Origin of the sequence: Streptomyces sp. CB01249, assembly GCF_001905735.1 — a bacterium.
Taxonomy (GTDB): domain Bacteria; phylum Actinomycetota; class Actinomycetes; order Streptomycetales; family Streptomycetaceae; genus Streptomyces.
This window is the reverse complement of the sequence record NZ_LISW01000003.1, coordinates 289,679-303,105: the sequence shown is the minus strand read 5'-3', so window position 1 is coordinate 303,105 and position 13,427 is coordinate 289,679. Positions and strand designations below refer to the sequence as shown.

Sequence of the window (13,427 nt, the reverse complement as noted above, 5' to 3'; positions counted from 1 at the left end):
GACCCCGCTAGGCTGGCGCCATGCGTGATCTCGGGGCGGGGCTCGGTTTTCTGATCAAGGGCCAGCGCTGGGTCCTCGGCCACGGCAAGTGGTTCGGCATAGGACTGCTGCCCGGTCTGATCACCCTCGTGCTGTACGCGGGTGCCCTCGTCGGCCTCGGCTACGGCGCCGACGACCTGGTGGCCTGGTCGACGCCGTTCGCCGACGACTGGTCCTCGCCCTGGCTGGGCCTGCTGCGCAACACCCTGACCGTGCTGGTCTTCGTCCTCGGCCTGTTCCTGGCCGTGATCACCTTCACCGCCGTGACCCTGCTGGTCGGGCAGCCCTTCTACGAGTCGCTGTCCGAGGAGGTCGAGCGCACCGAGGGCGGCACGGTCCCCGAATCCGGACTGCCGCTCTGGCGGGAGCTGTGGATCTCCGCCCGCGACAGCGTGCGCATCCTGGTGCGGGTCGGGCTGTACGCGATCCTGCTCTTCGCCCTCGGATTCGTGCCCGTGGCCGGGCAGACCGTCGTCCCCGTCCTCGGCTTCTGCGTCACCGGATACTTCCTGGCCGAGGAGCTGACCGCCGTCGCGCTCCAGCGCCGGGGCATGGTGCTGAAGGACCGCCTCGCCCTGCTGCGCGGCCACCGCCTGCGCACCCTCGGCTTCGGCGTACCGCTGGGACTGGCCTTCATGCTGCCGTTCGTCGCCGTGTTCCTCATGCCCGGGGCCGTCGCGGGGGCGACCCTGCTGGCGCGGAGCCTGGTGGACGACGAGGTGACGGACGAGGACCCGGACGATGCGGGCAAGGGCGAGACGGCCGCCGAGGGCTGATCAGCGCACCGAGAACCCGTACACCGTCGTGGACGTGTACTCCTCGCCCGGCCGCAGCACCGTGCTCGGGAACTCCGGGCGGTTCGGCGAGTCCGGGAAGTGCTGGGTCTCCAGGGCGATCCCGGCGCACGGGCCGAACGGCCGCCCGTCGAAGTGGTCCGCCGTGTACAGCTGGAGCCCGGGCTCCGTCGTCGTCACCGTGAGCACGCGCCCGGAGCCCTCGTCGTACAGCTCCGCCGCCGGGTCCGTGCCGTCGAGCACGAAGTTGTGGTCGTACTCCTTGCTCACCGGCCGGGGCTCGCGGAAGTCGAAGCGCGTGCCCTCCACGGGCAGGAACTCACCGGTCGGCAGCGACTCCGCGTCCACCGGGGTGACCGCCCCGGCCGCGATCCGCAGCCGCTGACCGAGGGCGCTGCCGCTGTCGGCGCCCGCGAGGTTCCAGTAGGTGTGGTTCGTCAGGTTCAGCACGGTCGGCGCGTCCGTCACCGCCCGGTACGCGATGCGCAGCGCCCCGTCCTCGTCCAGCGTGTACGCCGCCGTCAGCTCGACGCGGCCCGGGAAGCCCTCCTCGCCGTCCGCCGAGACGAGGGACAGCTCCACCCCGTCCGGGACCGCCCGCGCGTCCCACACCCGCTTGCCGAAGCCGTACGCCCCGCCGTGCAGGTGATTGCGGCCCTCGTTGCGCGTGAGGTGGTGCGTACGGCCGTCCAGCTCGAAGGACGCCCCGCCGATCCGGTTCGCGTACCGGCCGACGAGCGCGCCGAAGTGCGGCCCGGCGTACTCCTGGTACGAGGCCAGGTCCGGCAGCCCGAGCGCGATCCCGTCCCGCACGCCGTCCCGGTCCGGCACCTCGGCCGACTGCACGATCCCGCCGTACGTCAGGACGCGCACCCGCGTGCCGCCCCGCTCCAGCGTCCAGCGGTGCACCGCGGTGCCGTCCGCCAGGGTGCCGAAGTGCTCCGTACCGATCACCGTGCCCGAACCCGTCTGCATGATCAGCGACTCTACGCGGGCGGCCGGACCGCCGTGACGTTGCGGTAGGCGATCTCGGCGAGCCTGGCCTGTCCGTTGCGGCCGGGGTGGAACCAGTCCCACTGGCTGAGCTGCTTGCCGGTGAACCGGTAGTCGAACACCGCCCCGCCGTCGTACCGGCAGCGGCGGTCCTTCGCGCACACCTCGCGCAGCACCTCGTTGTACGCCACGACCCGCTCCTGGACCGCGGTGCGCCGGGCCACCGCCGCCGCGCCCATGTCGTCCGCGTCGGACAGCATCGACTTGCAGATGCCCAGCTTCCAGATCTGCTTGCCCAGCGGATTGCCCCGCCCCTGCGACCACAGCCGCTTCAGGTCCGGCACGCTCGACACGTACACCTGCGCCTTCGGCGCCGCGGCGCGCAGCTCGCGCAACGACGTCTCGAACGACCTCCGGAAGTCCGCCACTGGGGTCATCGACCGCACCGAGTCCCGGCAGGCGTCGTTGGCGCCGATCATCACGGTCACCAGATCCGGGTCCTCGTCCGCCGCCAGCGCCATCTGCTCCGGCAGTTGCGCCATCCGGGCGCCCGTCACCGCGTGGTTCCAGCTGTGGTCCACCGCGCCGGACGCGCCCAGGAGCCGTACCGCCAGGCTGCGGACCGAGCTGTCCGTGCCGGTCGACCACGAGACCTCCGGGCAGTCGGCCAGCACCGAACACGCGTCGAAGCCGCGCGTGATGGAGTCCCCGACCGCCGCGATCGACTTCGGGCGCGGGTCCCAGACCGGGCCCGCCGCCGGGGACGGACGGCGCTCGGCCGCCGAGCCCTTCGTCGTCCCGTCGGACCCCGAGCCGCAGCCGGCCAGCGCCGCCGAGCCGAGGCAGGCCAGAGCGGCCAGCCCCGCCAGTGCGGTGCGCGAGCGGTGCCGTACGGACCGATCCGGCATTGCCTGGTCTCCTCCCGTTCGTGCCCCGCCGCTCCGCCGGGTGAAGACTGAGCGAAGAAGGGCCCCGGGACCGACGGTACGTCACACCTCCGGCACCGGGGCGCGGTAGCTTTTCCCCGTCGAACCAGTGGCATTCGCGGCTCCCGGCTCCACTCGGGTGGCATCCGAACATCACACCGCGTCACATACTGTCGCTTTTCCGGAGAATAACTCCCGATGCTGTTTACTGATGACAGGCCGCTGGGGAAGGCGAACCTCGTCCCACACTGGAGGTCCCGGTGACGACACGTGGAGTCCTGTACGTTCACTCCGCACCGCGCGCGCTCTGCCCACACGTCGAATGGGCGGTGGCGGGAGTCCTCGGCGGGCGGGTGCAGCTCGACTGGATCAGACAGCCGGCCGCGCCGGGCACCTGGCGCTCCGAATTCTCCTGGCAGGCACGGCCCGGCACGGCGTCCAAGCTGGCGTCCGCGCTGCGCGGCTGGGACCTGCTGCGCTTCGAGGTGACGGCGGAGCCGTCGCCCACGGCGGAGGGCGAGCGCTACAGCTCGACGCCCGCGCTGGGCATCTTCCACGCCGTCACCGGCATGCACGGCGACATCCTGGTCCCCGAGGACCGCCTCCGCGCCGCGCTGGCCCGCTCCGCGGGCGGTGAGACCGACCTCGCGGCGGAGGTCGCCAAGCTCCTGGGCAAGCCCTGGGACGACGAACTGGAGTCCTTCCGCCACGCGGGCGAAGGCGCGCCGGTCCGCTGGCTGCACCAGGTCGTGTGACCAGGGGCAAATCAAGCCCCTCCGGCGATTGAGGAGCGGGGGTTCGGGGGCAGCGCCCCTGACACAACGACGAAGCCCGCACTCTCACACGGAGGGCACGGGCTTCACGCTCGAGCGACGCGCTTCGAGCGTCAGACGCTGCGGAACGCCAGCACCACGTTGTGGCCGCCGAAGCCGAACGAGTTGTTGATCGCCGCGATCGGCCCCTCCGGCAGCGCCCGCGGCGCGTCCCGGACGATGTCCGCGTCGATTGACTCGTCCAGGTTGTCCACGTTGATCGTCGGCGGAGCCATCCGGTGGTGCAGCGCCAGGACCGTCGCCACGGTCTCGATGCCGCCCGCACCGCCGAGCAGGTGACCCGTCATCGACTTCGTCGCGGAGATCGCGACGTGGTCCAGGTCCTCGCCCAGCACCGCGCGCAGCGCCTTGACCTCCGCGAGGTCACCCTGCGGGGTGGACGTCGCGTGGGCGTTCAGGTGGGCGATCTCCGACGGCTTGAGGTCCGTCTGGTCCAGCAGGTTCTGCATCGCCGCGGCGATACCGCGACCCGTCGGCTCCGGCTGCGCGATGTGGTGGGCGTCGGCCGAGAGACCCTGGCCCAGCACCTCGCAGTAGACCCGGGCGCCACGCTTCGCCGCGTGCTCCGCGGACTCCAGGACGACGACACCGGCACCCTCGCCGAGGACGAAGCCGTCGCGGGCCACGTCGTACGGGCGGGAGGCCTTCTCCGGCTCGTCGTTGCTCTTGGACATCGCCATCATGTTGGCGAACGCGGCGATCGGCAGCGGGTGGATCGCCGCCTCGGTGCCGCCGGCGAGGACCACGTCGGCGCGGCCGGTGCGGATCATCTCGACGGCGTACCCGATCGCCTCGGCACCCGAGGCGCAGGCGGAGACCGGGGTGTGGACGCCCGCCTGGGCGTTCACCTCGATGCCCACGTTCGCGGCCGGGCCGTTGGGCATGAGCATGGGCACGGTGTGCGGGGAGACGCGGCGTACGCCCTTCTCCTTCAGCACGTCGTACTGGTCGAGCAGGGTGATCACGCCGCCGATGCCGGAGGCGATCACCGAACCCAGCCGCTCGGGCTGGATCGTTTCGTCCTCACCGGCCTTGCCGGTGAAGCCCGCGTCCGCCCACGCCTCACGGGCCGCGATCAGCGCGAACTGCGCCGAGCGGTCGAGCCGACGGGCGAGCGGACGGGGCAGGACATCAGCGGGATCGACGGCCGCCAGGGCCGCGATCCGTACAGGCAGTTCGGCGAAACGTTCGCCCTCGAGAGGCTTGACGCCGGAACGCCCGGCCATCAGACCTTCCCAGGTCGATGCGGAATCGCCACCCAGCGGAGTGGTTGCGCCGATACCGGTGACGACCACGGTGCGATTGGTCGAGTTCACTGGAAAATCTTCTCCACGTGTAGGGGGTCGTGAATCAGCGGCGCCACCGCCGGGTGGCGACACACGAACCGGCTGGATCAGTCCTGGTGCTTGAGGATGTAGTCCGCGGCGTCGCCGACGGTCTTGAGGTTCTTGACGTCCTCGTCGGGGATCTTCACGTCGAAGCGCTCCTCGGCGGCGACGACGACCTCGACCATGGACAGCGAGTCGACGTCCAGGTCGTCCGTGAAGGACTTGTCCAGCTGGACGTCCTCGGTCGGGATCCCGGCGATCTCGTTGACGATCTCGGCGAGACCTTCGACGATCTCTTCCTGCGTGGCGGCCATTTCGGCGCTCCTTCGATGTATTTCTGCTGGGTTCGGGCGTCCGGGCGAAAAGCCCGGTGTGCCTAGGGGAGAGTAACGACCGTCGCGGCGTAGACGAGACCCGCCCCGAAGCCGATGACGAGCGCGGTGTCGCCGCTCTTGGCCTGACCGGTCGCCAGGAGCCGCTCCATGGCGAGCGGGATCGAGGCGGCGGAGGTGTTGCCGGTGGTCTCCACGTCACGGGCGACCATGACGCTCTCCGGCAGCTTCAGCGTCTTCACCATCGAGTCGATGATCCGCATGTTGGCCTGGTGCGGAATGAAGACGTCCAGGTCTTCCGGGGAGATCCCGGCCGCGTCCAGCGCCTGCTGGGCGACCTTCGCCATCTCGAAGACGGCCCAGCGGAACACCGCCTGGCCCTCCTGCGTGATGGCGGGGAACTTGATCTCGCCGCGGTCGTTGAGGGGCAGCTTCGTGACGTCGCCGACCTGGAAGTCGTTCCACGCCACGGTCTGCTTGATCGTCTCGGACTTGTCGCCCTCGGAGCCCCAGACGGTCGGGCCTATGGCGGGCACCTTGGAGGGGCCGACGATGACCGCTCCGGCGCCGTCGCCGAACAGGAAGGCGGTGGCCCGGTCCGTCAGGTCGGTGAGGTCGCTCAGCCGCTCGACGCCGATGACGAGCACGTACTCCGCGGAGCCCTCGACGATCATGCCCTTGGCCAGGGTCAGCCCGTAGCCGAAGCCCGCGCAGCCGGCCGAGATGTCGAAGGCGGCGGGCTTGCCGGCGCCGACCTTGTGGGCGATCTCGGTCGCGATGGCCGGGGTCTGCTTGAAGTGCGAGACGGTGGAGACGATGACCGCGCCGATCTGCTCCGGGGCGATCCCGGCGTCGGCGATGGCCTTGCCGGACGCCTCGACGGACATCGCGGCCACGGTCTCCTCCTCGGAGGCCCAGTGGCGGGTCGCGATGCCGGAGCGGGAGCGGATCCACTCGTCGGAGGAGTCGATCGTCTCCAGGATGACCTCGTTGGGCACCACCCGGGTCGGGCGGTAGCCGCCGACGCCCATGATCCGCGCGTACGGAGCGCCCTGGCTGGGCTTGATCTTCGACATGCTCTCGGGCTCCTTAGGCGCCCGCGTGCTCAGCGATGAGCGCGCGGGCCGCGTCGAGGTCGTCGGGGGTCTTGAGCGCGAGGGTCGGGACGCCTGGCAGCGCCCGCTTGGCCAGGCCGGTGAGCGTGCCGCCGGGGCAGACCTCGATGAGGGCGGTGACGCCCATCGCCTTGAAGGTCTCCATGCACAGGTCCCAGCGGACCGGGTTGGCGACCTGGCCGACGAGCCGGGTGATGACCTCGTGGCCGGTGGCGACGGTCTTGCCGTCGGCGTTCGAGACGTACGTCACCGAGGGGTCGGAGACGTCCAGGTCCCCGGCCGCCGCGCGCAGCCGCTCGACGGCGGGCGCCATGTGGTGCGTGTGGAAGGCGCCGGCCACCTTCAGGGGCACCACGCGGCGCACACCCTCCGGCTTGTCCTCGGTGAGCGCGGCGATCTGCGCGGCGGTGCCGGCGGCGACGATCTGGCCGCCCCCGTTGACGTTCGCCGGGGTCAGCCCGAGCTTCTCCAGGTGGACCACCGTGACCTCGGGGTCGCCGCCGAGCAGCGCCGCCATCCCGGTCTCGGTGACCGCGGCGGCGTCGGCCATGGCGAGCCCACGCGTCCGGACGAAGCGGAGCGCGGCCTCCTCGCCGATGACACCGGCGAACGAGGCGGCGGTGATCTCACCGACGCTGTGGCCGGCGACGGCGTCCGGGGAGGCGTCGAGCGCGGCGGCCGACAGCAGACCGGCGGCGACCAGCAGCGGCTGGGCCACCGCGGTGTCGCGGATCTCCTCCGCGTCCGCCTCGGTGCCGTAGCGCAGGAGGTCGAGCCCGATGGCGTCGGACCAGGCCGCGATGCGGTCGGTGGCACCGGGGAGGTCGAGCCAGGGAGTCAGGAAGCCGGGCGTCTGAGCGCCTTGGCCGGGAGCGACGAGTACGAGCACCCTCACACTCTCTCTTGTGAACGGTCCGGAACACCCGTGGGGACAGGGACGAAGAACCGTAGGGGGAATTGTTGATGTCCGACAAAAGTCTAGGACTGCGTATCCCGGTCGGCCAGACGCCCCAGGATCAGGGCGATTCGCAGAGTGAACGCCGAGCGCACATCGGAAGGTGACCAGCCGGTGACGTCTGTCACACGTCGAAGCCGGTAGCGCACGGTGTTGGGATGCACGAAGAGCATCCGGGCCGCGCCCTCCAGGCTGCTCGCCTGTTCCAGATACACACTCAGCGTTTCCAGGAGCGCGGAGCCCGCCTCTTCCAGCGGTCTGTAGATCTCCTCCACCAACTGCTCGCGCGCGGCGGGGTCGCCCGCCATCGCCCGCTCCGGCAGCAGGTCGTCCGCGAGCACCGGCCTCGGCGCGTCCTGCCAGGCGCCGCACGCCTTCAGTCCGGCGGCCGCGGCCTGCGCGGACCGGGTCGCGGCCAGCAGGTCCGCCACCACGGGCCCGGCCACCACGGGGCCCGCCGCGTACGGCCCGATCAGGGCCTTCGCGACCTGGAGGGGGTTGTCGCTGCCGCCCGCGATCACGACCAGGCGGTTGCCGAGCACCCCCGTGAGGACCTGGAGCTTGGCGTGCCGGGCGGCGCGCCGGATCGCCTCCACGGTCAGCTCGCTGTCCCCGTCCGGGGCGGTGCCGAGCAGCACGCAGACGTGCTCGGGGGAGTTCCAGCCGAGGGCGGCGGCCCGGGAGACGGCGCCCTCGTCGGCCTCGCCGGACAGCACCGCGTTCACCACGAGCGATTCGAGCCGGGCGTCCCAGGCGCCCCGGGCCTCGGCCGCCTGCGCGTACACCTGGGCGGTCGCGAACGCGATCTCGCGGGCGTAGACGAGCAGCGCCTCCCGCAGCACCGATTCGTCGCCGGGGGCGGCGACCTCGTCGATGGCGGCCTCCATGACCTCGATCGTGGTCCGCACCATCTCGACGGTCTGCCGCAGCGTGATCGCCCGGGTCAGCTCGCGCGGGGCGGTCCCGAAGACATCGGTCGAGATCGCCTGCGGGGTCTCCGGATGCCGGAACCACTCGGTGAACGCGGCGATACCGGCCTGGGCGACCAGGCCGATCCAGGACCGGTTCTCCGGGGGCATCGCCCGGTACCACGGCAGCGACTCGTCCATGCGGGCGATCGCGTTCGCGGCCAGCCGGCCGGAGGACTGCTCAAGCCGCTTCAGGGTCGCGGCATGGAGATGGGCGTCGTTCGCAGCGGGCTGCTCAGGATCGGGTCGGGGCACGGACACAAGACTGCCTTATCGGGACGGACGGGCGGAGGGCCGGGGCCGGTGGCGGGCCGGTTCGGTGTCCGGCGGGGGCTCCCCGGGGGTCGGCGGGCTACCGTGGACGGGTGATTTCCGTACACCGCGCGGGCGACCGGTTCGAGGGCGGGGACGCGGCGGCCGGCATCGCCTCCCGGCACGCGTTCTCCTTCGGCACCTTCTACGACCCCGACAACCTCCGCTTCGGGCCGGTCCTGGCCTGCAACGAGGAGCGGCTCGCGCCCGGCGCGGGCTTCGAGGAGCACCCGCACAGCCATACGGAGATCGTCACCTGGGTCGTCGAGGGCGAGCTGACGCACCGCGACTCGGCGGGTCACGCCACGGTGGTCCGGCCCGGCGACGTCCAGCACCTCAGCGCCGCCTCCGGCGTCCGCCACGTCGAACGCAACGACGGAGAAAGCCAGCTGACGTTCCTTCAGATGTGGCTCGCGCCCCTGGAGCCCGGCGGCGAGCCCTCGTACACCACCGTCCCGGGCCTCGCCGACTCCACTCCGTACGCCCTCCCCGAGGCGGGCGCCATGCTGCATGTGCGGCGCCTCGCGGAGGGCGAGCGCGCGGCGGTCCCCGACGCAGCCCGGGTGTACGCGCACGTGGTGCGCGGCACGGTGCGCGTCGGCGGCGAGGAGCTGACGGCGGGCGACGCGGCCCGGATCACCGGGGAGACGGGGCTCGAACTGGTCGCCGCGGACACGGCCGAGGTGCTGGTCTGGGAGTTGGGCGACTGACCGGCACCCCGGCCACCGGCTCCGCGTCAGCGGGCGTGGTGCCGGTCGAACTGCTGCCGCGGGATCTCACTCAGTCGTACCGCCGACGGACGCCGACGGGTCCGGCCGCTGCTCCGGCCGGGAAACGCGTTGCGCCGCGCGGGCACCTTCGGGGCCAGGGCCACGAAGGCGAGCGGGGCGAGGACTGCGACGAGGATCAGCACGATGACGACGTTCATGTTCCTGCCTTTCGTCCGGCACTGATGGTCTGTCACTACTTGTCGTAACCGGAAATCGGCCCCGTAAACACGCGGGGTGACGGAGATCGCGGCTGCGGGGGCCGCTACCGCCGCCACATCGACCACATCGGCGGCCCCGACCGGAACGTCATCTCCTCGCGGACCTCGAAGCCGTGGCGGCGGTAGAACGTGAGGTTGCGGCTGTTGCTCGACTCCAGGAAGACCGGGCGGCCGTCCGCGTCCGCCCGTTCCAGCAGGCCGCCGAGGACCACCGAGCCGCGTCCCGTACCGCGTGCGTCGGCGTGGGTGCCGAGGTACTCGACGTACCAGTGCGCGGGGCGGGCCGGGTGCCGGTGCTCCAGGGCGAGCAACCTCCCTGCGGTGCGGGGGAGTTGCGTCCGGGCCGCCCGCAGCAGCGTGCCCGCGTTGCGCAGCAGGTAGCTCGCCGGGAGCTTCCAGGCGCCGGGCTCCGCCCAGACCGCCGCCACCGTGCGGTCGCCGTCCGTCCACACCCGCCCCGCCGGGACCTGCTGCGCCAGATGCGCGGTGAACAGCAGCCGCAGCCGCCGGTCCCGGTCCCGGGGCATCAGCCAGGACCAGACGGGGTCCTCGGCGTACGCGCTGGCCAGCACGCCCGCGAGCGCGGGGACGTCGGACGCGGTGGCGCGGACTATGTCGTCGGTCATGGGCGGGGAGCGTAGCGGCCGCCCGTGACCGGCGGCCAGGGTCGCGGCAAGACCGGCGGACCGGCCATCGGGGCGCGATTTTCGGCTATCACCGTGCGGGATCTCGACTGCATGTCGGGGCCATGTAAATCTGCCGGTGCCTCAGGAATACGTCCACGGTTCGCCCGCCGTTCGTACCGGCGGCCTAGTTTTCGCAGGCGCGCAGACGTCCCTCCCCCCTTGTGAACCACTCTCCCCCCAGAGGTGCCCCGATGACCCTTCAGACCAGCGAGATCCCCTGCCCGGACACCGACGCCGACGACACCGGCGAGGTCACCAACGACCTGCGCATCAGCCGCCGCCGGATGCTTCAGACGGCCGCCGTGTCGCTCGGTGCCCTCGCCGCGGGACCGGTGGCCGAGGCGGTCGGCGGAGCGCAGGCGGAGGCGGCCGAATACCGCCTGCCCAGAGGCTTCAAGGGCGATATCTCCGACCTGAGGCACGTGGTGATCCTCATGCAGGAGAACCGTTCATTCGACCACTACCTCGGCCAGTTGAAGGGGGTGCGCGGCCACGACGACAAGCAGGTCCTGACCTTCCAGGACGGCACCAGCGTCTTCCAGCAGCGCGATGCCACCGGCGCCATCGTGACCCCCGCCGTCTCGACCGCCACCTGGAGCGACAAGCACAACTTCTACGGCGCCAACGGCGGGCGCTGGGACACCTGGGTGCAGGACAAGGGCGACCACTGCATGTGGTACTACACGCCCGACTACATGCCGTGGATGTACTCGCTCGCCTCGCAGTACACCGTCTGCGACATGAACTTCTGCTCGCTGCACGGGCCCACCATCCCCAACCGCTACTACCTGATGAGCGGCACGGCGGGCGGCGAGACCACCAACGCGGGCCAGAACGACTACACCCGCCGCTGGACCACCGTCCCCGAGCAGCTCCAGCAGGCGGGCATCGACTGGCGGGTCTACTCCGACAACAGCGGCAACGGCGTCGGCAAGAGCCTGCAGAGCGGCTACGTCGGCGAGTACGGCTGCAACGTCACCAACAGCTTCGCCGCCTTCGACCCCCGCACCACCGACCCGGCCGAGCTCGAACCGGGCACCGGCCGGGTCTGGAAGGCCAACTCCTTCGTCTACGCGGGCGCCACCACGCCCAACGACGACTCCGACGCCAATCTGGACGCCGTCCTGCGCGACCTGATCGCCGCCTGCGAGCCGGGCGCCGAACACCCCCTGCCCGAGGTGTCCTGGGTGGTCATGCCCGCCGCCTGGAGCGAGCACCCGGGCTTCGACACGGTGCACGGCGAGCGGTACATGAACAAGGTGCTGAAGACCCTCCAGAGCAACGAGGACATCTGGAACCACACCCTGGTGATCATCACGTACGACGAGAACGACGGGAAGTTCGACCACGTCCTGCCGCCGCGCCCGGAGGCCGGCACCCCCGGCGAGTTCTCCGGCACCACCCCGTACGGCTTCGGGCCCCGCGTCCCGATGGTGCTGGTCTCCCCGTGGACGCGCGGCGGCTACGTCGCCTCGGAGGTCTTCGACCACACCTCGACCGTGAAGTTCCTGGAGACCTGGGCCGCGCACCTGGGCAAGCCGTTCACCTGCCCGAACATCACCCCGTGGCGCCGCTCCATCGCCGGGGACCTGACCAGCGCCATCGACTTCGCGCACCCGCGCCCCGGCCCGGTCGTCATCGCCGACCCGGTCACCGGCACCCCGCCGAGGCCGCCCCGCGACCGGCTGGAGCCGCGCGGGCTCTCCTACCACCCGCACGCCGTGCTCACCGAGGACCGGGCCGCCGGAACGGTGACCGCCGCCATGACGCTCACCGGCGGTCCGGAGGGCAAGGCGGTGAGCCTCCAGGTCTTCCCGGACCGGTACCTCCCGTTCGAGAACATCCCGCACACGGTGAGCGAGGCGGCCCCGCGCACGTACACCTGGGACACGACCGCCACCGACGGCCGGTACGCCTTCTCGGTGTACGGCCCGGACGGGTTCCTGCGCTCCTTCGCCGGGCAGCTGCTCCCGGAGGACGCGAGCACGCGCCACATCGGCCTGCCCCGCGTCGAGCCGCGGCTGGTCCGGGGGTGGCGCCCGGTGGTCCGCCTGGGGCTGCACAACGACGGCCGCCACCCGGTCCGCTACACCCTGAAGGCCAACGACTACGCGGGCGGCACCCGCAAGGTCACCGTCCCCGGCGGCCACTCGGCGGTCGTGGACTGGCCCACCGAGCACGGCTACTACGACGTGGTCCTCACCGCCGACACCGGCACCGGCTGGACCCAGCGGTACGCGGGCCGGGTGGCGACGGTGAACGACCACTGACCGCCGAGGCGGGTCCGGTCAGCCCGCCAGCTCCGCCAGGACCGCGTCGGTGAACGCGGGCCACACCTCGACCGCCCACGGGCCGAAGGACCGGTCGGTGAGCGCGACGCAGGCCGCGCCCGCCGCCGGGTCGACCCAGAGGAAGGTGCCCGACTGCCCGAAGTGCCCGAAGGTCGCGGGCGAGGAGGAGGCCCCCGTCCAGTGCGGGGACTTGGAGTCGCGGATCTCGAAGCCGAGGCCCCAGTCGTTGGGGTTCTGGTGGCCGTAGCCGGGAAGGACGCCCTTCAGGCCCGGGTGGACCACGGTCTGCGCGGCGGCGACCGTGCGCGGGTCGAGCAGGCGGGGGGCCTGCACCTCGGCGGCGAAGCGCGCGAGGTCGGCGACCGTGGAGACGCCGTCCTTGGCGGGGGAGCCGTCCAGGGTGGTCGCGGTCATCCCGAGCGGTTCCAGGACCGCCTGTCGAACGTATTCCGGGAACGGGATCTCGGTGGCCTTCGCGATGTGGTCGCCCAGCACCTCGAAGCCCGCGTTGGAGTAGAGGCGCCGGTTGCCGGGCGGGGCCATCACCCGGTGCTCGTCGAAGGCGAGGCCGCTGGTGTGGGCGAGGAGGTGGCGCACGGTCGAGCCCTCGGGGCCCGCCGGTTCGTCCAGCTCCACGGCGCCCTCCTCGTACGCCACCAGCGCCGCGTAGGCCGCGAGCGGTTTGGTGACGGAGGCGAGCGGGAAGCGGTGCGCGGTCGGGCCGTGCGTACCGGCGACCGTGCCGTCGGCTCGTACGACGGCCGCCGCGGCGGTGGGGACGGGCCAGTTCTCGATCATCGCCAGGCTCTGCATGCGTACGAGAGTAGATTCCAGGTCCCGCCTGTTGGAAACCGCACCCGGTCACGC

Annotated in this window: 14 protein-coding genes; 4 read left to right on the top strand and 10 right to left on the bottom strand. The window is 71.8% G+C overall.

Annotated features, from left to right (window positions below; genetic code table 11):
* Positions 1-20: 20 nt before the first annotated feature.
* On the top strand, positions 21-815 hold the full coding sequence (locus AMK18_RS17130; RefSeq protein WP_073863445.1) for an EI24 domain-containing protein: 795 nt from the start codon (positions 21-23) through the stop codon (positions 813-815).
* Here the strand turns inward: AMK18_RS17130 and AMK18_RS17125 are convergent, their stop codons facing one another.
* Entirely contained in the window at positions 816-1,808 is a 993-nt protein-coding gene (locus AMK18_RS17125; RefSeq protein WP_073863444.1) for an aldose epimerase family protein, read from the bottom strand. It abuts the gene before it with no gap.
* Between the two features lie 11 nt (positions 1,809-1,819).
* Positions 1,820-2,734: an SGNH/GDSL hydrolase family protein gene (locus tag AMK18_RS17120; RefSeq protein ID WP_073863443.1), complete on the bottom strand. Its 915-nt coding sequence runs from the start codon at positions 2,732-2,734 to the stop codon at positions 1,820-1,822.
* A gap of 278 nt (positions 2,735-3,012) precedes the next feature.
* Between AMK18_RS17120 and AMK18_RS17115 the strand changes: the two genes are divergently transcribed.
* The gene (locus AMK18_RS17115) at positions 3,013-3,507 is read left to right on the top strand and encodes a DUF3145 domain-containing protein (RefSeq protein WP_026171550.1); all 495 of its coding nucleotides are present in this window, start codon (positions 3,013-3,015) and stop codon (positions 3,505-3,507) included.
* Positions 3,508-3,638: 131 nt separating this feature from the next.
* Here the strand turns inward: AMK18_RS17115 and fabF are convergent, their stop codons facing one another.
* The 5 genes from fabF to AMK18_RS17090 form a co-directional block, all read right to left on the bottom strand.
* The gene (gene fabF, locus AMK18_RS17110) at positions 3,639-4,901 is read right to left on the bottom strand and encodes a beta-ketoacyl-ACP synthase II (protein ID WP_026171551.1); all 1,263 of its coding nucleotides are present in this window, start codon (positions 4,899-4,901) and stop codon (positions 3,639-3,641) included.
* Between the two features lie 77 nt (positions 4,902-4,978).
* The gene (locus AMK18_RS17105; protein WP_018103325.1) at positions 4,979-5,227 is read right to left on the bottom strand and encodes an acyl carrier protein; all 249 of its coding nucleotides are present in this window, start codon (positions 5,225-5,227) and stop codon (positions 4,979-4,981) included.
* Positions 5,228-5,289: 62 nt separating this feature from the next.
* Positions 5,290-6,321 (bottom strand): ketoacyl-ACP synthase III, encoded by a 1,032-nt coding sequence (locus AMK18_RS17100; protein ID WP_073863442.1) that lies wholly within the window; start codon positions 6,319-6,321, stop codon positions 5,290-5,292.
* A gap of 13 nt (positions 6,322-6,334) precedes the next feature.
* On the bottom strand, positions 6,335-7,249 hold the full coding sequence (locus AMK18_RS17095; protein ID WP_073863441.1) for an ACP S-malonyltransferase: 915 nt from the start codon (positions 7,247-7,249) through the stop codon (positions 6,335-6,337).
* 89 nt (positions 7,250-7,338) lie between these two features.
* Complete coding sequence (locus AMK18_RS17090) at positions 7,339-8,538, bottom strand: PucR family transcriptional regulator (protein ID WP_026171552.1); 1,200 nt, start codon at positions 8,536-8,538, stop codon at positions 7,339-7,341.
* 110 nt (positions 8,539-8,648) lie between these two features.
* Here AMK18_RS17090 and AMK18_RS17085 point away from each other — a divergent pair, with 110 nt between their 5' ends.
* Entirely contained in the window at positions 8,649-9,305 is a 657-nt protein-coding gene (locus AMK18_RS17085) for a pirin family protein (protein WP_073863440.1), read from the top strand.
* Positions 9,306-9,331: 26 nt separating this feature from the next.
* Here the strand turns inward: AMK18_RS17085 and AMK18_RS17080 are convergent, their stop codons facing one another.
* Positions 9,332-9,523 carry a hypothetical protein gene (locus AMK18_RS17080; RefSeq protein ID WP_018103330.1) on the bottom strand — a complete coding sequence of 64 codons (192 nt, stop codon included), beginning with the start codon at positions 9,521-9,523 and terminating at the stop codon, positions 9,332-9,334.
* Between the two features lie 104 nt (positions 9,524-9,627).
* A complete protein-coding gene (locus AMK18_RS17075; protein ID WP_073863439.1) occupies positions 9,628-10,209 on the bottom strand; it encodes a GNAT family N-acetyltransferase in 582 nt (193 codons plus the stop codon).
* Positions 10,210-10,460: 251 nt separating this feature from the next.
* On the opposite strand from AMK18_RS17075, the gene AMK18_RS17070 reads away from it, so the two are divergent.
* Positions 10,461-12,539, top strand: coding sequence for an alkaline phosphatase family protein (locus tag AMK18_RS17070; protein ID WP_073863438.1), 2,079 nt, complete (start codon positions 10,461-10,463; stop codon positions 12,537-12,539).
* 18 nt (positions 12,540-12,557) lie between these two features.
* Here AMK18_RS17070 and AMK18_RS17065 read toward each other — a convergent pair whose 3' ends face one another.
* Complete coding sequence (locus AMK18_RS17065) at positions 12,558-13,373, bottom strand: serine hydrolase domain-containing protein (RefSeq protein WP_073863437.1); 816 nt, start codon at positions 13,371-13,373, stop codon at positions 12,558-12,560.
* Between the last annotated feature and the right edge of the window lie 54 nt (positions 13,374-13,427).

Coding starts and splice junctions, on each gene's coding strand:
- AMK18_RS17105 (WP_018103325.1), bottom strand. CDS start 5,227: ATGGCCGCCACGCAGGAAGAGATCGTCGAAGGTCTCGCCGAGATCGTC.
- AMK18_RS17125 (WP_073863444.1), bottom strand. CDS start 1,808: ATGCAGACGGGTTCGGGCACGGTGATCGGTACGGAGCACTTCGGCACC.
- AMK18_RS17100 (WP_073863442.1), bottom strand. CDS start 6,321: ATGTCGAAGATCAAGCCCAGCCAGGGCGCTCCGTACGCGCGGATCATG.
- AMK18_RS17065 (WP_073863437.1), bottom strand. CDS start 13,373: ATGCAGAGCCTGGCGATGATCGAGAACTGGCCCGTCCCCACCGCCGCG.
- AMK18_RS17130 (WP_073863445.1), top strand. CDS start 21: ATGCGTGATCTCGGGGCGGGGCTCGGTTTTCTGATCAAGGGCCAGCGC.
- AMK18_RS17075 (WP_073863439.1), bottom strand. CDS start 10,209: ATGACCGACGACATAGTCCGCGCCACCGCGTCCGACGTCCCCGCGCTC.
- AMK18_RS17070 (WP_073863438.1), top strand. CDS start 10,461: ATGACCCTTCAGACCAGCGAGATCCCCTGCCCGGACACCGACGCCGAC.
- AMK18_RS17120 (WP_073863443.1), bottom strand. CDS start 2,734: ATGCCGGATCGGTCCGTACGGCACCGCTCGCGCACCGCACTGGCGGGG.
- AMK18_RS17080 (WP_018103330.1), bottom strand. CDS start 9,523: ATGAACGTCGTCATCGTGCTGATCCTCGTCGCAGTCCTCGCCCCGCTC.